Origin of the sequence: Streptomyces cinereospinus, from assembly GCF_042430725.1 — a bacterium.
GTDB classification, from domain to species: Bacteria; Actinomycetota; Actinomycetes; order Streptomycetales; family Streptomycetaceae; genus Streptomyces; species Streptomyces cinereospinus.
Window position 1 is genome coordinate 45,373 of record NZ_JBHMCY010000038.1, and the last position, 19,267, is coordinate 64,639.

Below are 19,267 nucleotides of genomic sequence, written 5' to 3' on the forward strand. Positions count from 1 at the left end.
GTGACCGTGAACGCTAAGACCAGCGCGAGCGCTGGCAACACCTGGCGAGACCTGCCCGCGGCGCAGCAGCCCGAGTACCCCGACCTTGAGGCTCTGCGCGCAGTGATCGCGGACCTCGAGTCGTATCCGCCGCTCGTCTTCGCGGGCGAGTGCGACCAGCTGCGCGCCCGGATGGCGGCCGTCGCCAAGGGAGAGGCGTTCCTCCTCCAGGGCGGCGACTGCGCCGAGGCCTTCGACGCGGTGTCCGCGGACCAGATCCGCAACAAGCTCAAGACGCTGCTCCAGATGGGCGCCGTGCTGACGTACGCCGCCTCCGTGCCCGTGGTGAAGGTGGGCCGGATCGCCGGCCAGTACTCCAAGCCGCGCTCCAAGCCGACCGAGACCCGCGACGGCGTGACCCTGCCGACCTACCGCGGCGACTCCGTCAACGGCTTCGACTTCACCGAGGCCGCCCGGGTCCCGGACCCCGAGCGGCTGAAGCGGATGTACCACGCGTCCGCCTCCACGCTGAACCTGGTGCGCGCCTTCACCACCGGCGGCTACGCCGACCTGCGCCAGGTGCACGCCTGGAACCAGGACTTCGTGAAGTCGTCCCCGTCCGGTCAGCGCTACGAGCAGCTCGCCCGCGAGATCGACAACGCGCTGAACTTCATGCACGCCTGCGGGGCCGACCCGGAGGAGTTCAAGACGGTCGAGTTCTACTCCTCGCACGAGGCGCTGCTGCTCGACTACGAGTCGGCGCTGACCCGCGTCGACTCGCGCACGGGGCAGCTGTACGACGTCTCGGCGCACATGGTGTGGATCGGTGAGCGCACCCGGCAGCTGGACCACGCGCACGTCGAGTTCGCGTCGAAGATCCGCAACGCGATCGGCATCAAGCTCGGCCCGACGACCACCGCGGAGGAGGCGCTGCAGTACATCGAGCGCCTCGACCCCGAGCGGGAGCCCGGCCGGCTGACCTTCATCGTCCGGATGGGCGCCGACAAGGTCCGCGACAAGCTGCCCGAGCTGGTCGAGAAGGTCACCGCGTCCGGTGCGACGGTGGCCTGGGTGACCGACCCGATGCACGGCAACACGTTCGAGGCGGCCTCCGGGCACAAGACCCGCCGCTTCGACGACGTGCTCGACGAGGTCAAGGGCTTCTTCGAGGTGCACAAGGCGCTCGGCACCCACCCGGGCGGCATCCACGTCGAGCTGACCGGCGACGACGTCACCGAGTGCGTGGGCGGCGGCGACGAGATCTTCGTCGACGACCTGCACCAGCGGTACGAGACGGCCTGCGACCCGCGGCTGAACCGCAGCCAGTCGCTGGACCTGGCGTTCCTGGTCGCGGAGATGTACAGGGACCAGTAGCGGGTCCGGCCGTTACCGAAGCGTGCGATGGGGCGCGGATCACAGACGATCCGCGCCCCTGCACTGTTGCGCCCCGGACGAGCCGGGTAAGGTTAGGTTTGCCTCACCGATCAACGGGGACGGCACCATCAATCGACCCCGGCGGGAGGTGGGACCGCGTGTACGTCTGCAGTTGCTTCGGCGTCACCGAGCAGCAGGTCAAGCAGCACGCGGCGAACGGTGCCTGCACCCCTCGCCAGATAGCCTCCGCATGCAAGGCGGGGACGGACTGCGGCGGCTGTGTGCGCCGGATCCAGGCGCTCCTGGGCCGCGGCAACTGCCCGCGCCGGGAGCCGGCCGAGCAGGGCGAGTCGCCCCTGGCCGACGTGGTGCGGCCGTCCGCCGGGCCGGTGTCCGCAGAAGCCGTCTGAGCGCCTCAGCCGCCGTACTTGCCCGCATCGCCGGAGTCCGGCTGGCTCTGCTCGATCACCGTCGACAGGTAGAGCGACTCGCCCAGCTTCTCGATCAGCTCCAGCTGCGTGTCCAGGTAGTCGATGTGGTGCTCCTCGTCGGCGAGGATCGCCTCGAAGACGTTGGCCGAGGTCGCGTCGCCCTTGGCGCGCATGATCTCCACGCCGCGCCGCAGCCGGTCGATGGCCTCGATCTCGATCTGCCGGTCCGCCTCGAACATCTCGGTCACGGTCTGGCCGACGCGGACGTGGAACAGCCGCTGGTAGTTGGGCAGGCCGTCCAGCAGCAGGATGCGGTCGGTGAGCACCTCCGCGTGCCGCATCTCGTCGAACGACTCGTCCCGGGTGTACTTGGCGAGTTTCGTCCAGCCCTTGTGGTCCTGCAGCTTGGAGTGCAGGAAGTACTGGTTGATCGCGGTGAGCTCTGCGGTCAGCTGCTCGTTGAGCAGTTCGAGCACCTCGGGGTCGCCCTGCATGAGTGGGCTCCTTCCACGTCGGGAGATCGAAACGGGAGGTTGCCGCCGCATGATTGCACCGGTGTCGAAGATCGTCCAGTAAGTGGGGGCTTAGTAAGTTAGCGCATGCTTAGTGCTAGTTGCCCTATTCCGTACGGAGCGGGTCCTGTGCACCGTCCGCCGTCTGTCAGGATGGAGTCATGGGTCACCCGGTGGAGCGCGAATCTGGAGCAGCGGCATCGTTCGAGCTTCCGCCGGGGCAGCGAGTGCAGCGCGGCTGGCCCGTCACGCACTACGGCCCGGTGCCCAAGTTCCGGCCGGAGCGCTGGGAATTCAGGGTGTTCGGCGCCACCGCCGACGGGGAGAAGCGCTGCTGGACCCATGAGGAGTTCACGGCCCTGCCCTACACCACCGTCGTGGCCGATCTGCACTGCGTCACGAAGTTCAGCATGCTCGGGGCGGAATGGGGCGGCATCCCCGCCCGGACCGTCCTGGAACTGGCGCCGCCCGCCCCGAACGTCACCCATGTGATGGTGTGGGCGGAGTACGGCTTCAGCTCCAATCTGCGGCTGTCGGACTTCGCCGCCACGGGCACGATCTTCGCCACCCACAAGGACGGCGAACTCCTCACCGCCGAGCACGGCTTCCCGCTCCGCCTGGTCGTTCCGCACCTGTACGCCTGGAAGGGCCCGAAGTGGGTGCGCGGCGTCGAGTACATGACCGCCGACCGCCGGGGCTTCTGGGAGGAGCGCGGCTACCACAACATCGGCGATCCGTGGAAGGAACAGCGCTACTCGTACCAGGAGGAGCCCGGGGACGGCCCCGAGCTCTGACTCCTGCCCCGCGCGCCCTCCGCGCGCGTCAGTGGTGGTACTGGTGCACGACCGCGTGTCCCCTGCCGCGGCCGGTCATCCACGGGTTGACCGGGACGGTGACCCCGAAGACGACGGCCGGGGCGATCGCCAGGACGATCCGGGACGATCCAGAAGAGCGCGCTGTCGAGCCCCGCGTCCGTCGCGCCCGGCCAGAAGGCGATCACGCCGTTGCCGGCCGGTTCCCTCACGGCCGGCCGGGCGGGAAGGTGCCCGTGCGGGTCGCCGCCGTGTGCGCGGCCGCTGTGCGCGGGCCGCGTCCGCGCCCCGTGTCGGGTGATTTTCCCGCATCGAGCAGGAACCACATACCCCCGGGGGTACTCCGGGTCGGGCGGGGCCCGTCAGGAATCGCGCAGCTTCTTCAGCCGGGCCACGTCCGCCGCGTGCCCCTCCCTGCCGCCGGGCGTCTCGATGACCAGGGGGACGCCCTCGGTGGCGGGGTGGGACATCAGGGCGCGGAACGGGTCCTCGCCGATGTGGCCGGCGCCGATGTTCTCGTGGCGGTCCTTGTGGGCGCCGGCCACGTCCTTGGAGTCGTTGGCGTGGATCAGCTTCAGCCGCCCCTCGCCGACCGTGTCCACCAGCAGGTCCAGCGTCCGGCGCATGCCGTCCGGGCCGGTCAGGTCGTGCCCGGCGGCGAAGACGTGGCAGGTGTCGAGGCAGACGCCCAGCTTCGGATGGGCGTCCAGGGCCGCGAAGTACGGCCCGAAGTCCCAGGTGCGCGAGCACAGTGAGGCCCCCTGGCCCGCCGTGGACTCCAGCAGGAGGAACGGGTCGTCGTCGGTGAGCTCGTCCAGCAGCGGCAGCAGGTACTCCCGGACCTGCTTGAGCGCCACCGACCACTCCCGCCCGCCGGTCGCGCTCCCGGTGTGCACCACCACGCCGAGCGCGCCGATCGCCCGCCCGCGCCGCAGCGAGTGCCGCAGCGACTCCACCGACCGCTGGACGGTGGCCTCCGTGTGCGAGCCGAAGTTGATCAGGTACGGCGCGTGCACGTACGCCGGGATCGACTCCTCGGCGCACGCCGCCCGGAACGCCTCGTCCTGCCGTGGATCGCCGGCCGGCGTGGCCCAGCCGCGCGGGTTGGCGACGAAGACCTGCACGGTCTCGGCCTTGAGGTCGTGGGCGTAGGCGAGGCCCACGGAGTGCAGGCCGCCGGCCACGGGGACGTGACCGCCGACGGGGTTGCGGGAGGGACCGGGGCGCTGACTGTTCACCTGTTCAGGGTGTCATGGGGTCCGGGGTGCCCCGTCAGCGGATCTCGATGGTGATCGTCGAGCCCTCGGGAGCGGTCTCCCCGCCCTCCACGGACTGCTCCCGCACGGTGTCGCCGAACAGGCCGAGCAGCCCGCGGTCCTCCTCGACCGCGAAACCGGCGTCCTCCAGCCGCTGCCCGGCCTCGTCCGCGCTGTCGCCCACCACGTCCGGGACCTCGACCATCCTCGGCCCCTGGGACAGCGTCAGCGTCACCGTGTCCCCCTCGGCGGCCCGGCCGTCGGGACCGGGGCTCTGCCGGGCCACCTGGCCCGCGTCGAGCTCCGAGTTGATCCGCTGCGCGGCGATCCGCACCGTCAGGCCCGCCTCCTGCAACCGCTGCCTGGCCTCGTCCGGGCCGCGCCCGGTGACGTCCGGGACGTCCACCGGGGCGCCCTTGCTGACGGTGAGCGCGATCGCCGTGCCCGCGCGCGTGGTCGTGCCCGTGCCCGGGTCCGTGCCGATCACGGAGCCCCGGGAGATGTCCTCGCTGAACGCCCGGGTCACCATGCCCGGCTCCAGCCCGCTGTCCTCGAGCACGCTGCGCGCCTTGTCCAGCCGGTAGCCCGCGAGATCCGGCACCTGCACCGTCTCGGGGCCGTCCGAGACGGTCAGGGACACGGAGTCGTTGTGCCGGATCCGCGCGCCCGGTGCCGGGTCGGTGCTGATGATCGTGCCGCGCTTCACCGTGTCGCTGTGGGCGTGCTCGACCTGCCCGACCTCCAGCCCGGCGTCCGCGAGCCGGTCCTCGGCCTGGGACTCGGTCTTCGCCAGCAGCGGCGGGACCTCGGTGAACTGGCCGGAGTTGATGTACCAGACGCCCACCCCGAGGCCCAGCGCCAGCAGCACGGCGGCGACGACCGTCCCGACCGTGCGCGGCTGCCGGGACCGGCGGCGCGGGGCGGCCGGGGGCGGCGGCGACTCCAGCCGGCTGGTGCGCTCGTAGCGGGACGCGTCGCCGTCCTCGCCGACGGGCGGCCGCCGCAGCGCGGTCAACGCGCGCGGGATGACGCTCGTACGGTCCTCGGCGTTGTCGTGCGCCTCGGCCGTCGCCTGCGGGGGCACCGTGTCGAGCTGGCTCTCGCTCAGCGCGGCGCGCGCCTCGCGGGCCCGCGCGAGCAGCGCCACGGCGTCGTGCGGGCGGGTCTCCGGGCGACGGGCGGTCGCCGCGGCGACCAGCTCGTCCAGCGCGTACGGCAGGCCGGGGACGGTGGCCGAGGGCGGCGGGACGTCCTCGTGGACGTGCCGGTAGAGCACCTGGGCCGGGGAGTCCCCGGTGTGCGGCTTGGCGCCGGTCAGCATCTCGTACAGCACCACCCCGCACGCGTACACGTCGACGCGGGGGTCGGCGCTGCCGTGCTCGATCTGCTCCGGGGCGAGGTAGGAGACCGTGCCGAGGACGGACCCCGTGGTGTGGGTGACCGTGTCGACGGCCCGGACCAGCCCGAAGTCGGCGACCTTGACCCGGCCGTCGTCCCCTATGAGGACGTTCTCCGGCTTCATGTCCCGGTGCACGAACCCGGCGCGGTGCGCGGCGCCCAGCGCGGCCAGGACCGGCTCCAGGATGTCCAGCGCGGCCCGCGGCTGGAGCGCCCCGCGCTCGCGCAGCACGTCGCGCAGGGTGCACCCGGAGACGTACTCCATGGCCAGGTAGACGTACGACCCGTCGGCGCCTTGGTCGAACACCTGGACGACGTTGGGGTGGGCGAGCCGGGCCACCGACTTGGCCTCGCGGATGAACCGCTCGACGAACGAGGCGTCGGCGGCCAGGGGCGGGTGCATCACCTTGAGCGCGAGGACGCGGTCGAGGCGGGTGTCCACGGCCCGGTAGACCGTGGCCATCCCGCCGACCGCGATCCGCGCGTCGACGTGGTAGCGGCCGTCGAGCAACCGCCCGGCCAGAGGGTCCTGAAGGGTCGTGTCCACGCAGGTGAGTGTACGAGCCGGCGCCGACAGCCCTCCCCGGTTCGCGCGGCCCCGGGGCCGGAATGCAGCAGACCTGTGACGCAGGCCGCGGGGCTGCCCGGCGGCCGGGTCCTAGAACGCGGGGCGCTCCGGGTCCAGGCGGGCGCGCCCCTCGGTGGGGGAGGAGGCCTCGGCGAAGTGGCGGCGGGGGATCCGCCCCGCCCGCCGGGCCAGCCGGCCCGCCTCGACGGCGTGCTTCATGGCCTCCGCCATCAGCACGGGCTCCTGCGCCCGGGTCACGGCCGAGGCGAGCATCACACCCGCGCACCCCAGTTCCATCGCGAACGCCGCGTCCGACGCCGTGCCCGCCCCCGCGTCCAGGATCACCGGCACGCGCGCGTGCTCGACGATCAGCTGGAAGTTGTGCGGGTTGCGGATGCCGAGCCCGGAGCCGATCGGCGACCCGAGCGGCATGATCGCGGCGCAGCCCACGTCCTGGAGCCGGCGCGCCAGCACGGGGTCGTCGTTGGTGTACGGCAGCACGGTGAACCCGTCGTCCACCAGCGTCTCCGCCGCCTCCAGCAGCTCGATCGGGTCCGGCAGCAGGGTGCGCTCGTCGGCGATGACCTCCAGCTTGACCAGGTCGGTGCCGAGCGCCTCGCGCGCGAGGCGGGCGGTCAGCACCGCCTCGCCGGCCGTGAAGCAGCCGGCCGTGTTGGGCAGCACCCGGATGCCCAGCCGGTCCAGCACGGACAGCACCGAGCCGTGCACGTCGGGGTTGACCCGCCGCATCGCGACCGTGGTCAGCTCGGTACCGGACGCGACCAGCGCCCGCTCCAGCACGTCGAGGCTGGGGGCGCCGCCGGTGCCCATGATCAGCCGGGAGGTGAAGGTCGTACCCCCGAGGACGAAGGGATCGTCGGCCATGGGTCAGCCTCCTTGGACAGCGGTGAGGACTTCGACGCGGTCCCCCTCGGACAGGGGCGTGACCGGCCACTGCGCGCGCGGGACGACGGTTTCGTTGAGGGCGGCGGCCACCCCGGAGGGCGCCGCGGTGAGGGTGCGTACCAGGGCGTCGAGGGCGGTGCCGTCGGCGATCCGGCGGGGCTCCCCGTTGACGGAGATGATCATGCGGGCTGCTCCGTGAGTGCGGCGCTGAAGCGCTTCGGCGTGAAGGGGCGGGCCTCGTCCGGGAGCTCCCCGGTGGTCAGCACGTGCGCCATGGCGTCGCCGGTGACCGGGGTGAGCAGGACGCCGTTGCGGTAGTGGCCGGTGGCCAGCAACAGGCCGTCCAGTGCGGTCGGGCCCAGCAGGGGCGCGTTGTCGGGCGAGCCGGGGCGCAACCCCGCGCGGGTCTCCGTCAGGGGCAGCTCGGTGATGCCGGGGACCAGCTCGTGCGCGTCGCGCAGCAGCTCGTACACGCCCCCGGCGGTGACCGTGGTGTCCCAGCCCAGCTCCTCGCTGGTGGCGCCGACGACCAGCTCGCCGCTGACCCGCGGCACCAGGTAGACATGGCTGCCGCGCACCACCGCGCGCACGGTGCGGCTCAGGAACGGCGCGAGCGGCGGCGGCACGGTCAGCCGCAGCACCTGCCCCTTCACCGGCCGCACGGGCGGCAGCACGGCCTCCGGGACGCCCGCCAGCCGCCCGCTCAGGCTCCCGGCGGCCAGCACCACCTGCCCGGCGGCCAGCTCGGCCCCCGCGCGCGTGACGACCCCCGTCGCGCGGTCCCGGCCGACCAGCAGGCGCTCGGCCCACTCCCGGTGGAAGACCACGCCCGCCCGCTCGCACGCGGCGACCAGCGCGGCCGCCAGCCGCCGCGGGTCGATCTGGTGGTCCCCGTCGACCCGCAGCCCGCCGCGCACCCCCGGCGCCAGCATCGGCTCCAGGCGGCGGCAGTCCCGGCCCGACAGCCACTCGGAGTCCAGTCCCGACTGTCGTTGCAGAGCGTGCAGATCGCGCAGGTGAGCGCGGTCGTCGGCGTCCAGCGCGACGGCGAGCGTGCCGCACCGGCGGTAGCCGAGGCCGTGGCCGGTGAGCTCGGTGAGCTCGGCCGCGAAGTCCGGATAGCGGCGGGCCGAGGCGAGGTTCAGACCGAGCAGGGTCTCCTCGCCGTAGTGCAGTTCGGTGACGGCGGCCAGCATGCCGGCCGCCACCTGGGCGGCCCCGCCGCCCGGTTCGGGGTCCACGACGGCGGTGGCCAGCCCGCGCTGCGCGGCCCGCCAGGCCGTGACCAGGCCGATGATCCCGCCCCCGATGACGAGGACGTCCGACGTTCGTGCGGAAGACGACACAGGCGCTCAGCCCCTCCCTTCGCCGGCATGACCCGGATCAGGTTCGTACGGTCGGAGGCCGCCCAGCCTCCCTCTCAGCCCGGTGCGTCCGGGCTCCCGCGAGTGCTCTACGGTGGCCACCCTAGCTCTTGCCGCCCCGCCTCTGTAAGGGAGCCTCCCCGCGTGCCTCGCTCACTCGACGGCCTCGTCCTCGCCCCGGTCGCCGATCAGGCCCCGGGTCAGGTGGGGACGCGCACCCGGTTCACCTACCACGAGCAGGACGACGAGATCTGGGCCGAGTACGCGGGTGGGGACGTCGTCCGCGGGTACCTGGTGGGAACCCGCGAGGGCGACCTGCTCGACTTCCGGTACGTGCAGCTGAGGCGGGACGGGACGACGTCCTCGGGGCACTGCGCGTCGGCCGTCGTGGAACTGCCGGACGGGCGGCTGCGCCTGGAGGAGAGCTGGGAGTGGGAGTCGCAGGCGGGCGGCGGGACCAGCGTGGTGGAGCAGATCGCGCGGTCGGCCCCCTGACTGACGTCCCGTCAGGTGTCTATGGTGATCAGGTGAGCGAGCAGACGAGCGCGAAGGCGCGGCGCGTGGTCGTCGCGGGTGCGGGCATGGCCGGGGTGCAGACCGCGGTCGCCCTGCGGGAACAGGGCTTCACGGGGACGGTGACGCTGATCGGCGCCGAACCCCATCAGCCGTACGACCGGCCGCCGCTCTCCAAGGCCGTCCTGCTGGGCACCGCCGAGGGCTCCGCCTTCGACGTCGACTTCGAGGCGCTCGGCATCGACCTGCACCTCGGGCGCGAGGTGACCGGCGTACGCGTCGGCGACCACGCGCTGGACACCGAGGCCGGGCCGGTGCCGTACGACGTCCTGGTCGTCGCCACCGGCGCCGAACCCGTCTCCCTGCCGGGCGCGGAGGGCGTCCCCGGGGTGCATCTGCTGCGCACCCTGGACGACGCCGAGCGGCTGCGGCCGGTACTCGCCCGGCAGCACGACATCGTGGTCGTCGGCGCGGGCTGGATCGGCGCGGAGTTCGCCACCGCCGCCCGGGAGGCGGGCTGCACGGTGACCGTCGTGGAGGCCGCGGACCGCCCCCTCGCCGAGGCGCTGCCCGCCGAGGTGACCGCGCCGATGGCCGCCTGGTACGCCGACAGCGGGGCCGAACTGCGCACTCGCGCGCGCGTGCGGCGCGTCGAGCCCGGCGCGGTCGTCCTGGACGACGGCACGCGGGTGCCCGCCGGCGCCGTCGTGGTCGGCATCGGCGCCCGGCCCGCCACCCGCTGGCTCACCGGCTCCGGGATCGGGCTCGGCGCGCACGGCGAGGTGGTGGCCGACGACCACCTGCGCACCTCGGCGCCGGACGTCTACGCGGTCGGCGACTGCGCGTCCTTCCCGTCCCGGCGGTACGGCGAGCGGCTGCTGGTGCACCACTGGGACAACGCCCTGCAGGGCCCCCGCACGGTCGCGGCGAACATCGTCGGCGAGGCGCCCGCGCCCTACGACCCGGTGCCGTACTTCTGGTCCGAGCAGTTCGGCCGGTTCGTCCAGTACGCCGGGCACCACACGGGTGCCGACGCCGTCGTCCGGCGCGGCGACCCGGCCGGGCCCGCCTGGTCGGTCTGCTGGCTGCGCGAGGGCCGGCTGGCCGCCCTGCTGGCCGTGGGCCGCCCGCGCGACCTGGCGCAGGGGCGGCGGCTGATCGAGGCCGGTACCCTGCTGGACCCCGAGCTGCTGGCCGACCCGGCACGCCCGCTCAAGGCAGCCGTGGCCTAGCGTGTCGTCGCAGGTGAGCGCGGTCGGCGGGCGGGGCTGGCTTCCGACTGTCAGTGGGGGATGGCAGGCTTGTTCCCGTGACCGAGAATGACGCAAAGATCGATGCTCTCGTCCCCGCCTGGCTCACCCTGCCCGACATCGCCGAGATGCTCGGTGTCGAGGTGACGCGGGTGCGGCAGCTGGTGAAGGAGGGCCAGCTCATCGCCGTACGCCGCGGGGAGAACCGCGCGCTGCACGTCCCCGCCGCCTTCATCGACGAGGACAAGGTCGTCAAGGGCCTGGCCGGGACCCTGACGCTCCTGCGGGACGACGGCTTCACGGTCGAAGAGATGCTGGAGTGGCTCTTCACCCCCGACCCGACCCTGCCCGGCACGCCCGCGCAGGCGCTCAGCGAGAATCGCGGCACGGAGGTGAAGCGGCGGGCCCAGGCGCTCGCCGTCTGACCACGGCCCGACCGGACGACCGCCCGGCGTACGGGCCGCGGCCCGCGGGCCGCGGCGCCCGGCCGACCGCGCCCGACGCGGCCCGTACGCCGCCCACCGCCACACCCAGAGGCACCTAACCCGGGGGGACCCACCCATGTCCGACACCGCTGCCACCGCCGCCCGCGCCCGGCTCGCCGACGCCCGTGTGTACCTGTGCACGGACGCCCGCACGCGCCAGGGCGACCTGCCCGAGTTCCTCGACGCGGTCCTGGCCGGCGGGGTCGACATCGTGCAGCTGCGCGACAAGGGCATGGAGGCCGCCGAGGAACTGGAGCACCTGGAGGTCTTCGCCGACGCCTGTGCCCGGCACGGCCGGCTGCTCGCCGTCAACGACCGGGCGGACGTCGCCCACGCCGCCCGGGCCGGCGTGCTCCACCTCGGACAGGGCGACCTCCCGGTCCCCGCGGCCCGGGCGATCCTCGGCGACGACGTCCTCATAGGCCGCTCCACCCACGCGGAGTCCGAGGCCGAGGCGGCCGCCGTCCAGCAGGGCGTGGACTACTTCTGCACCGGCCCCTGCTGGCCGACCCCCACCAAGCCCGGCCGCCACGCCCCCGGCCTCGGCCTGGTCCGGCACACGGCCGCGCTGGGCACCGGCCGCCCCTGGTTCGCCATCGGCGGCATCGACCTGGGCAACCTCGACGAGGTGCTGGACGCGGGCGCCCGCCGGGTGGTCGTGGTCCGCGCGATCACCGAGGCGGAGGACCCGGGCGCCGCGGCGGCGGAGTTCGCGAAGCGGCTGCGCGGGGCGTGAGGGCACCGGCTGTCCAAGGGATGGACAACAAACCGATAAATCGGGCGAATCTCATGCATCCGGTTGGGGGACGCGCAGCCCCTGGCTAACCTGCCCGTATGGCCCTCGGAACCGCATCCACCAGGACTGACCGCGCACGGACCGTGCGTGACATGCTCGCCGCCGGCAAGACGACGTACTCGTTCGAGTTCTACGCGCCGAAGACCGCCAAGGGCGAGCGCAGTCTGTGGAACGCGTTGCGCAGGGTCGAGGCGGTGGCGCCCGACTTCGTCTCCGTGACCTACGGCGCCGGCGGCTCCACCCGTGCGAGCACGGTGAAGGAGACGCAGCAGATCGTCGCCGACACCACGCTCACCCCGGTCGCCCACCTCACGGCCGTCGACCACTCCATCGGTGAGCTGCGCAACGTGATCGGCCAGTTCGCCGACGCCGGAATCCGCAACATGCTCGCGCTGCGCGGCGACCCGCCCGGCGACCCCATGGGCGCGTGGGTGCCGCACCCCAAGGGCCTGACCTACGCGGCCGAGCTCGTCCGGCTCATCAAGGAGTCGGGCGACTTCTGCGTCGGCGTCGCGGCGTTCCCGGAGATGCACCCGCGCTCCGCCGACTGGGACACGGACGTCGAGCACTTCGTCGACAAGTGCCGGGCGGGCGCGGACTACGCGATCACACAGATGTTCTTCCAGCCGGAGTCCTACCTCCGCCTGCGCGACCGGGTCGCCGCCGCCGGCTGCGAGACGCCGGTCATCCCCGAGATCATGCCCGTGACCAGCGTCCGGATGCTGGAGCGGCTGCCGCAGCTCAGCAATGCTCATCTCCCGTCCACCTTGAAAGAGCGGATCCTCACAGCGAAAGACAATCCGTCCGCTGTACGCTCCTTGGGGATCGAGTTCGCCACGGAGTTCTGCGCACGGCTGCTGGCCGAGGGAGTGCCGGGTCTGCACTTCATCACGCTCAACAACTCCACGGCGACCCTGGAAATCTACGAGAACCTGGGCCTGCACCACCCACCGCGGGCCTAGACCGGTCGCACGCTCATACGACACACTGCGTAGCGGCCACTGGGAGAGGGGCGTACATGGGCTGGACGGTCCTCTACATCGCGTTCGGCGTCGTCGCGCTGTGGCTGCTCGGTGAGGTCCTGCTGCAGTACAAGGCGCGGCTGCGCTGGCGGCTGCTGGCGTTCGGCGGGTTCCTCGGTGTCGTCGTCGGTGTAGTGATCCCGTCCGTCATCGTGATCGGACTGGGCGCGGCCGCCTTCGCGGTCGGGCAGACGTACGTCACGCTGTCGTTCCGCCGGGGCTTCGCCGCCGGCTGGGCGGTCACCGGCCGGCCGAGCCTGGGCGGCAGCAAGCGCCGCCGCGGGGAGCCGGACCGCTCCGGCCTGGAGGCGGCCGACTACGGCGACGGCGGCACCGCACCCGGTCCGGACGGCTACGGCCAGGACGACCACGACCGCGACGACGTCTTCACCCCCGCCCGCCCCGCCCCCTCGGCCGCCGCGACCACCGCCGTCCACGCGCCGCAGCCGCTGCCCGACGACACCGGCTCCTACGGCGTGTACGGCGACACCGGCGCCTTCCCCGCGCAGGGCCAGGACCAGTACGCGACGGCCGCCCGGGCCGCCGACCAGTCCCCCGCCCACGACGGCTACTCCGGCCACGGCCAGCAGCACTACGGCTACGACGCCGCGGGCCAGCAGCAGTACGCCGCCTACTCCGACCCGTACATCGGCACCCAGACCTACAGCGGCGGGTCGTACGACCCCGGCTACGGCCAGTCGTACGGCCAGCAGGGCTACGGCCAGGACCCGTACGGCACCGGGGGCTACGGGGGCGAGACCCCGGCCGGGGGCGTGTGGGTGCCGCAGCAGCGCAGCACCGACGACCCGTACGGCGCCGAGCTGCCGCCGGAGCAGCCGTACCCCTACCAGGGCGACGGTCAGGCGCAGCAGGGCAACGGCTACGACGAGCGGTACCGCTTCTGAGCCGGGGCGGCCCGCGCCCGCTCACCGGGTGAGCCCGCGCCCCTGTTCACCGGGAGCCGCGGAAGTCCGGACCCTCCACGATCAGTCCCGCCACCAGCGCGCCCGACATCCCGGCGTGCGGCAGACCGCCGCCCGGATGGGACCAGCCACCGGCGGTGAACAGGCCGGGCAGCGCGGTGCTGTTGGCCGGGTGCAGCAGTGCGCCGCCGGCCGCCGCCAGGGCCGGGGCCGGGACGGCTCCGCCCGGCGCGCCGGTCGCCCCGGCGACGTCCGCCGGGGTGCGCGACTCGTGCCACAGGAGACGGTCGCGGAGGTCCGGCAGCGCGCGCTCGGCGGCGGTGATCATCGCTTCGGTGCGGTCGGCGCAGGCCTGCGCCGACGCCGCGGCGGGCACGGTGGCCGTGAGCGTGACCGCCTCGTGGCCGGCGTCCGGCACCAGCCGCGGGTCGTCGGGGCGCAGCACGGTGACCGTGGGGCGCGGGGCCGTGGCCCCTTGGCCGCCGGAGCCGAAGAGGGACTCCAGCTCGCCGTCCCGGTCGGGGGTGTGCACCACCGTGCGGTGCGCCGTCCCGGCCGGCCGGGGGCCGCGCAGCGCCAGCAGGACCGTCAGACGGCTGGGCAGTCCGCGCTGGGGCGGGACCTCGCCGACGGCCGGCGGCGGCACGTCCGGCAGGGCGCCGGGCGCGACACCGGCGACCACGAAGTCGGCCTCCGCCACCGTGCCGTCGGCGAGCCGCACGCCCGCCGCGCGGCCGTCCTTCTCCCGCACCCCGGTGACCTCGGCGCCGAAGCCGAACTCGACCCGGCGGGCCAGGCACCGCTCGTACACCGCGCGGGCCAGCTCCCGGATGCCGCCGCGTACGTACCAGGTGCCGAAAGCGTGCTCCAGGTACGGCAGCACGGCCGCGCTCGCCGGGGCGACGCGCGGGTCCAGGCCGTACGCCAGCGCGTGGCCCTCCAGCAGGGCGGTCAGCCGCGGGTCGCGCAGCTCCCAGGCGCCGACCTCGGCGAGGGTGCCGGCCCGGCGGGTGCGCAGCAGCCGCTTGTGCGGGACCGCGGGATAGGGCTCGCGCTCGGCCAGCACCGGCCAGTTGGGCCACAGCGGCTCCTCCAGAAGCGGCCGGCGCGTCCGGTCCCAGGCTTCCCGGGCCCGCACCAGGAAGTCGCCCCAGCGGTCGCCCGCGCCCGGGCCCAGCGCCGCGTCCAGGGCGGCGACCACGCCCGCGCGTGAGGCGTTCGGCAGGGAGACCTCGGTGCCGTCCGCGAAGACGTGCCGCGCCGCCGGATCGACCTGGGTCAGCTCGACGCACGCCTCCAGCGGCTCCTTGCCGGTCTTGAGGAACAGGTCCCGCCAGACCGCCGGCAGCGGCAGCACGCCGGGACCGGTGTCGAAGGCGAACCCGTCCCGCTCCAGCCGCCGCACCGCTCCGCCGTACGTCTCCGTACGCTCGTACACCGTCACCCGGTGGCCCGCCACGGCCAGCCGTGCGGCGCCCGCCATGGCGCCCATCCCGGCGCCGATCACCGCAATCCGTGCCATGCGTGCGACTTTATCGGCTGCCACCGACACTCCGTCCCCCGGCCCGTGACCAGCGGCGGGACGCACGGCGGCCCGACCGCCGCCGACGCCGGCGAGCACGTCGCCGAAGGGCTTCGGCGCGTGCGCCTCGGGGCGTTGCGGGCGAGGGGGAGTACGCACACGGACGCGATCGTCACCAGCGGGCGGCGGCGCGCCCTGGGGGCTGGTGCGCACGGTTGAGTACGCGTACCTAGGCGGGGAGATGAGTACGCGCGCGGATGGGGCTCGACCTGCGCTGACGAGAGAGTGGAGGCACGGAAAGGGGCCCCGCGCCGGCACCGCCGGCACGGGGCGGCGGAACGGCGCGGCCCTGGACCGCTCCTTCCGCCGGCCCAGGCCGGCGGGAGCGAGGCACGGGGGAGCCCTGGGGGAGGGACGACCGAACGGGGGAGCAACGGGGGAACGGGGGGAGCGACGGGGGATCGGGGGAGCACAAAGAGGCGCCGGTCCGGTGTGGCCCGCGGGGGACGCGGCCGCTGTCCGGACCGGCGTTTCCCGTCTGCTCGGGGGCGTTCCGTCCGCTCAGGGGCGTCCGCTCACCCGGCCTTGCAGCAGCCGCGACAACGCCGCGTGGACGTCGTCCAGGGAGCGTTCCGGCTGGAACGCCTGCCAGTCCAGCGCGGCCACCAGCACCATGCCGACCAGCGCCGCCGCCGTCAGCGGAACGTCGATCTCCCCGCTGAACTCATCGTGGTCGATGCCCGCGCGCAGCACGTCCTCCACGACCGCGACCGCCTCCTGCCGGACCACCAGCAGCGTCGACTGCCAGGCCCGGTTGGTGCGCCACAGCTCGGCCACGTACAGCTGGGTGAAGGCCGGGTAGCGGTCGATGAACACGAGCCCGGCCCGGATCATCGCGTCCAGCGCGGCCACCCTGGTGCCGCCGTCCTTCGCCGTCCGCTCGGCCGCCTCCCTCAGGGAGGCGGCGAGCAGGCCCACGCCGTGCCGCAGCAGCTCCTCGAAAAGGACGGACTTGCTGGCGAAGTTGTAGTACACCGTGCCCTTGGCGACCCCCGCGCGCTCGGCGATCTCGTCCACCGTGGTGGCGGAGAAGCCCTGCTCCGCGATGAGCGTGACCGCCGCCTCGTAGAGCTTCTGCCGGGTCGCCTCGCGGCGCGTGCTCGCCCCCGACGTGACGCTGCTGCTTTCCATGGCCCTGATTGTCACAGGAAGCGCCTCCGCGCGGACGCCGTAGGGGAGGTCACAGGCTCTCTCAGCTCCGGATGCAGCCGGTCCGGCGTCCACACCTGGCGGCGGCGGGCCGGCAGCGCGGTCGGCGCGAGGGCGCCCGGGAGGAGGCTCGTACCGCCCGGGCCGGACGGGCCCGCGGCCGCGATCAGCGAGCCGGGCTCCGCGGCGCAGGCGATGCCGCGGAAGGCCCAGCCGCGGGGTCCCCTCAGCCCGGGGCCGCGGGCGGTGACGGCGAGGCCCGCAACGGTCTCCCCCGGGGTGCCCCCGAGTGTTTCTCCGTTCAACTATTCGGACCGACTGGTCAGTGCAGAAACTGGCCCGAACCTTCGATCGAGGCAAAGCCCCTGGTCAGAACGGATTGTCAGTGCCATACCTCACGATGGGCACATACGGCACACCTGTGAGGGCGTGCCGTCAACAGACGACAGGAGGTTCGTCATGGCCAACTCGTCCGCAGCCGCCGCCCGCCGGCGCCGCGCCAACGGCCCTGCCCCCTCACTGACCGGCCCGGCGAGCGACGTGCACCCCGTGCTCCGCCGGGCCACGGCCCCGCCCGCCGCCCTCGACCTGCTCGCCCAGGCCCGCGCCGGCCTCGACGAGGCAGCAGTCCTCGAGACACCGAACGAGCGCTACGCCACCGCCCACCTCGCCGCCCTGCGCACCGCCGCCGCCGTGCTGGCCGCGCGGGGCCGCCCCGAACCCAGTCCCCGGCGCCGGGCCCGCATCCGCAGCGCCTGGGAGGTGCTTCCCGAGATCGCGCCCGAGCTCACCGAGTGGAGCGCGCTGTTCGCCTCGGGGGCCCGGCGCCGTGCCCGGGCCGAGGCGGGCATCCAGGGCGCGGCCAGCCGCCGGGACGCCGACGACCTGATACGCGACGTGGCGATGTTCGTCCGCCTCGTCGAGCGGATGCTGGTGCTCCAGCCGGCCCTGCCCCAGCCCCGCCCGGACGCGGACGCGGACGAGGCCCGGGACCGTGGAAACGGCCACGGCCACGGCCACAGTTCCGGACGCGGCTCCGGCGCGGACCGCGACCGGGACATGCCGGACGCCGGCTGACGGACGGATGGCCGCGACATGAATCGGGCCCTGACATGGAGGGATGGGCGGTCACCGCGGTGACCGCCGGGCACGTCGGAGGCAATAGGGTGGAAGGCGCCTGAAGCCTTCCACCCGCTGCCCCGGGTCGGCAAGGCAGCCCGTTTCGCTCCGCCCCCGCACGAGGGCGGTGCCGCGCCGAGGAGTCAACTGCCGTGTCGGACCCGATGCGCCCGCCCGTCTCCCACCACCACCCTCGGACGACGTCGCTGCGCTCCGACAGCCCCCGTCCGCGCGCCGCCCTCCGTACCGCCGTGGTGTGGGAGGTCCTCCAGGACGTCCTGGACCGCCGGGTCAAGGCCACGGGGCGGGAGTCGCTGGACGTCCTCGACACCGGGGGCGGCAGCGGCAAGTTCGCCGTGCCCGTCGCCGGACTCGGTCACCGGGTCACCGTCGTCGACCCCAGCCCGAACGCGCTGTTCGCCCTGGAGCGCCGCGCCGCCGAGGCCGGCGTCGCCGACCGGGTGCGGGGCGTGCAGGGCGATGCCCATGGCCTGTTCGACGTGGTCGAGCGCGGCGGCTACGACGCCGTCCTGTGCCACGGCGTCCTGGAGTACGTGGACGACCCCGCCGAGGGCCTGCGCAACGCGGTGGCCGCCCTCCGCCCCGAGGGCGTCCTCAGCCTGCTCGCCGCCGGACTGGGCGGCGCCGTGCTCGCCCGCGCCCTCGCGGGCCACTTCACGGAGGCCAGGCACGCCCTCGACGACCCGGACGGGCGCTGGGGCTCCGGCGACCCGATGCCGCGCCGTTTCACCGCCGAGCAGCTCACCGGCCTGGTGCGGGACGCCGGCCTCGCCGTCGGCGCCGTGCACGGGGTCCGGGTCTTCGCCGACCTGGTGCCCGGAGTCCTGGTGGACACCGAGCCCGGCGCCATGGACGCCCTGCTCCAGCTGGAGGCCGCCGCGGCCGAACTGCCGGCGTTCCACGCGGTGGCCACGCAGATTCATGTGCTCGGTGAGACGCGGGTGACCGCTGGGGCCTGAGCCCCTGGAGCTCAGGTGGCTGCCGTGGCCTGAGTAACGACCGGTGGCCTGAGCGATCTCCGGAGCGTGAGTGGCTCGTGTGACAACGCGCTGATCAGCGCGTTGGTTGCGGATGGAGTACGCCACAGGCCCCCCGATCGGGGCCTTCCCACCGTATGATCGAGGGAGACCGCCCGGCATGACGGGTCGGCCGCCGGGGAATGTGAACTTCAGCCGGTCGGTCCACTCATGGCGGGTTCCGGTTGGCCAAATGGCGCAGAGGGGCGGGTTTCACGGGGGCGATTCCCTGCCTATCCTGAAGAGACCCCCCGGGTCGCCCCGGCGACTGCACGATGAGGAGGACTCCGTGCCGCTCTCAGAGCACGAGCAGCGCATGCTCGAGCAGATGGAGCGAGCGCTGTACGCCGAAGATCCCAAGTTCGCGACAGCGCTTGAGGGAAGCGGGCTGCGTACGTACACCCGGCGACGGGTCTACCAGGCGGTCGCGGGCTTCCTCGTAGGTATCGCGCTCCTCATGGCCGGAATGGTCGCCAAGCAGGTCTGGCTCAGCGTCGTGGGTTTCCTCGTCATGCTGGGCTGCGCGGTACTCGCCGTGACCGGTTGGCGCAAGGCACCCAAGCCGGGTGAACAGCCCGCCGCGGGTGATCCGCACGCCGGCCGCCAAGGACATCAGCGCCGCTCGATGATGGACCGTATCGAACAGCGCTGGCAACGACGCCGCGACGAGCAGCAGGGCCACTGACTCCCACCCCCGGCTCCCCCTGACCGACGTGAGGGGCCACCGCCCACCGGGCGGTGGCCCCTCACGCATGTCGTTCACGGCATCATGTGTTCCGGGCAGGGCGTGC

The 19,267-nt window shown here is 73.7% G+C and carries 20 protein-coding genes, 2 pseudogenes and 1 riboswitch; of the genes and pseudogenes, 12 read left to right on the forward strand and 10 right to left on the reverse strand.

The features are described 5' to 3' along the window. Entirely contained in the window at window positions 1–1,353 is a 1,353-nt protein-coding gene (locus ACFF45_RS20475) for a class II 3-deoxy-7-phosphoheptulonate synthase (protein WP_381347861.1), read from the forward strand. A gap of 158 nt (window positions 1,354–1,511) precedes the next feature. Beyond that, window positions 1,512–1,763 (forward strand): (2Fe-2S)-binding protein, encoded by a 252-nt coding sequence (locus ACFF45_RS20480; protein ID WP_381347862.1) that lies wholly within the window; start codon window positions 1,512–1,514, stop codon window positions 1,761–1,763. 5 nt (window positions 1,764–1,768) lie between these two features. Here the strand turns inward: ACFF45_RS20480 and bfr are convergent, their stop codons facing one another. After that, window positions 1,769–2,278 (reverse strand): bacterioferritin, encoded by a 510-nt coding sequence (gene bfr / locus ACFF45_RS20485; RefSeq protein ID WP_381347863.1) that lies wholly within the window; start codon window positions 2,276–2,278, stop codon window positions 1,769–1,771. Window positions 2,279–2,457: 179 nt separating this feature from the next. Between bfr and ACFF45_RS20490 the strand changes: the two genes are divergently transcribed. Beyond that, entirely contained in the window at window positions 2,458–3,090 is a 633-nt protein-coding gene (locus ACFF45_RS20490; RefSeq protein ID WP_381347864.1) for a sulfite oxidase-like oxidoreductase, read from the forward strand. Between the two features lie 28 nt (window positions 3,091–3,118). Here ACFF45_RS20490 and ACFF45_RS20495 read toward each other — a convergent pair. The 6 genes and pseudogenes from ACFF45_RS20495 to thiO form a co-directional block, all read right to left on the reverse strand. After that, window positions 3,119–3,323: pseudogene (locus tag ACFF45_RS20495) on the reverse strand (DUF4396 domain-containing protein); the annotation flags it as partial. A gap of 147 nt (window positions 3,324–3,470) precedes the next feature. Then, window positions 3,471–4,346 carry a deoxyribonuclease IV gene (locus ACFF45_RS20500; protein ID WP_381347865.1) on the reverse strand — a complete coding sequence of 292 codons (876 nt, stop codon included), beginning with the start codon at window positions 4,344–4,346 and terminating at the stop codon, window positions 3,471–3,473. A gap of 34 nt (window positions 4,347–4,380) precedes the next feature. Beyond that, complete coding sequence (gene pknB / locus ACFF45_RS20505; RefSeq protein WP_381347866.1) at window positions 4,381–6,309, reverse strand: Stk1 family PASTA domain-containing Ser/Thr kinase; 1,929 nt, start codon at window positions 6,307–6,309, stop codon at window positions 4,381–4,383. A 111-nt stretch (window positions 6,310–6,420) separates the two neighbouring features. Then, window positions 6,421–7,215 carry a thiazole synthase gene (locus ACFF45_RS20510; RefSeq protein ID WP_381347867.1) on the reverse strand — a complete coding sequence of 265 codons (795 nt, stop codon included), beginning with the start codon at window positions 7,213–7,215 and terminating at the stop codon, window positions 6,421–6,423. 3 nt (window positions 7,216–7,218) lie between these two features. After that, entirely contained in the window at window positions 7,219–7,419 is a 201-nt protein-coding gene (gene thiS, locus ACFF45_RS20515; protein WP_381347868.1) for a sulfur carrier protein ThiS, read from the reverse strand. After that, a complete protein-coding gene (thiO, locus tag ACFF45_RS20520; RefSeq protein ID WP_381347869.1) occupies window positions 7,416–8,582 on the reverse strand; it encodes a glycine oxidase ThiO in 1,167 nt (388 codons plus the stop codon). Before thiO ends, thiS begins: the two co-directional genes overlap by 4 nt. Next, window positions 8,580–8,692, reverse strand: a riboswitch (TPP riboswitch). (Overlaps the previous gene by 3 nt.) A 52-nt stretch (window positions 8,693–8,744) precedes the next feature. Between thiO and ACFF45_RS20525 the strand changes: the two genes are divergently transcribed. From ACFF45_RS20525 to ACFF45_RS20550, 6 genes are all read left to right on the forward strand, one after another. Next, complete coding sequence (locus tag ACFF45_RS20525) at window positions 8,745–9,095, forward strand: avidin-fold protein (RefSeq protein WP_381347870.1); 351 nt, start codon at window positions 8,745–8,747, stop codon at window positions 9,093–9,095. Window positions 9,096–9,127: 32 nt separating this feature from the next. Next, window positions 9,128–10,345 carry an NAD(P)/FAD-dependent oxidoreductase gene (locus ACFF45_RS20530; protein WP_381347871.1) on the forward strand — a complete coding sequence of 406 codons (1,218 nt, stop codon included), beginning with the start codon at window positions 9,128–9,130 and terminating at the stop codon, window positions 10,343–10,345. Between the two features lie 77 nt (window positions 10,346–10,422). Further along, a complete protein-coding gene (locus ACFF45_RS20535; protein ID WP_381347872.1) occupies window positions 10,423–10,788 on the forward strand; it encodes an Rv2175c family DNA-binding protein in 366 nt (121 codons plus the stop codon). A 136-nt stretch (window positions 10,789–10,924) separates the two neighbouring features. After that, complete coding sequence (gene thiE / locus ACFF45_RS20540) at window positions 10,925–11,584, forward strand: thiamine phosphate synthase (RefSeq protein ID WP_381347873.1); 660 nt, start codon at window positions 10,925–10,927, stop codon at window positions 11,582–11,584. A gap of 98 nt (window positions 11,585–11,682) precedes the next feature. Further along, on the forward strand, window positions 11,683–12,606 hold the full coding sequence (gene metF, locus ACFF45_RS20545; protein WP_381347874.1) for a methylenetetrahydrofolate reductase [NAD(P)H]: 924 nt from the start codon (window positions 11,683–11,685) through the stop codon (window positions 12,604–12,606). 56 nt (window positions 12,607–12,662) lie between these two features. Next, entirely contained in the window at window positions 12,663–13,571 is a 909-nt protein-coding gene (locus tag ACFF45_RS20550) for an SCO2102 family sporulation regulator (RefSeq protein ID WP_381347875.1), read from the forward strand. 46 nt (window positions 13,572–13,617) lie between these two features. On the opposite strand, the gene ACFF45_RS20555 is transcribed toward ACFF45_RS20550, so the two are convergent. The 3 genes and pseudogenes from ACFF45_RS20555 to ACFF45_RS20565 form a co-directional block, all read right to left on the reverse strand. Then, window positions 13,618–15,111 (reverse strand): phytoene desaturase family protein, encoded by a 1,494-nt coding sequence (locus tag ACFF45_RS20555; protein WP_381347876.1) that lies wholly within the window; start codon window positions 15,109–15,111, stop codon window positions 13,618–13,620. Between the two features lie 561 nt (window positions 15,112–15,672). Then, on the reverse strand, window positions 15,673–16,302 hold the full coding sequence (locus ACFF45_RS20560) for a TetR/AcrR family transcriptional regulator (RefSeq protein ID WP_381347877.1): 630 nt from the start codon (window positions 16,300–16,302) through the stop codon (window positions 15,673–15,675). 119 nt (window positions 16,303–16,421) lie between these two features. Next, window positions 16,422–16,625: pseudogene (locus tag ACFF45_RS20565) on the reverse strand (hypothetical protein); the annotation flags it as partial. A gap of 154 nt (window positions 16,626–16,779) precedes the next feature. Here ACFF45_RS20565 and ACFF45_RS20570 point away from each other — a divergent pair. From ACFF45_RS20570 to ACFF45_RS20580, 3 genes are all read left to right on the forward strand, one after another. After that, window positions 16,780–17,397 carry an SAV_6107 family HEPN domain-containing protein gene (locus ACFF45_RS20570; protein WP_381347878.1) on the forward strand — a complete coding sequence of 206 codons (618 nt, stop codon included), beginning with the start codon at window positions 16,780–16,782 and terminating at the stop codon, window positions 17,395–17,397. Between the two features lie 194 nt (window positions 17,398–17,591). After that, the gene (locus ACFF45_RS20575; RefSeq protein ID WP_381347879.1) at window positions 17,592–18,419 is read left to right on the forward strand and encodes a methyltransferase; all 828 of its coding nucleotides are present in this window, start codon (window positions 17,592–17,594) and stop codon (window positions 18,417–18,419) included. A 346-nt stretch (window positions 18,420–18,765) separates the two neighbouring features. Beyond that, a complete protein-coding gene (locus tag ACFF45_RS20580; RefSeq protein WP_381347880.1) occupies window positions 18,766–19,161 on the forward strand; it encodes an SCO2097 family morphological protein in 396 nt (131 codons plus the stop codon). Window positions 19,162–19,267: the final 106 nt, after the last annotated feature.

Coding starts and splice junctions, on each gene's coding strand:
- thiE (WP_381347873.1), top strand. CDS start 10,925: ATGTCCGACACCGCTGCCACCGCCGCCCGCGCCCGGCTCGCCGACGCC.
- bfr (WP_381347863.1), bottom strand. CDS start 2,278: ATGCAGGGCGACCCCGAGGTGCTCGAACTGCTCAACGAGCAGCTGACC.
- ACFF45_RS20490 (WP_381347864.1), top strand. CDS start 2,458: ATGGGTCACCCGGTGGAGCGCGAATCTGGAGCAGCGGCATCGTTCGAG.
- metF (WP_381347874.1), top strand. CDS start 11,683: ATGGCCCTCGGAACCGCATCCACCAGGACTGACCGCGCACGGACCGTG.
- ACFF45_RS20570 (WP_381347878.1), top strand. CDS start 16,780: ATGGCCAACTCGTCCGCAGCCGCCGCCCGCCGGCGCCGCGCCAACGGC.
- ACFF45_RS20510 (WP_381347867.1), bottom strand. CDS start 7,215: ATGGCCGACGATCCCTTCGTCCTCGGGGGTACGACCTTCACCTCCCGG.
- ACFF45_RS20555 (WP_381347876.1), bottom strand. CDS start 15,111: ATGGCACGGATTGCGGTGATCGGCGCCGGGATGGGCGCCATGGCGGGC.
- ACFF45_RS20560 (WP_381347877.1), bottom strand. CDS start 16,302: ATGGAAAGCAGCAGCGTCACGTCGGGGGCGAGCACGCGCCGCGAGGCG.
- ACFF45_RS20550 (WP_381347875.1), top strand. CDS start 12,663: ATGGGCTGGACGGTCCTCTACATCGCGTTCGGCGTCGTCGCGCTGTGG.
- thiS (WP_381347868.1), bottom strand. CDS start 7,419: ATGATCATCTCCGTCAACGGGGAGCCCCGCCGGATCGCCGACGGCACC.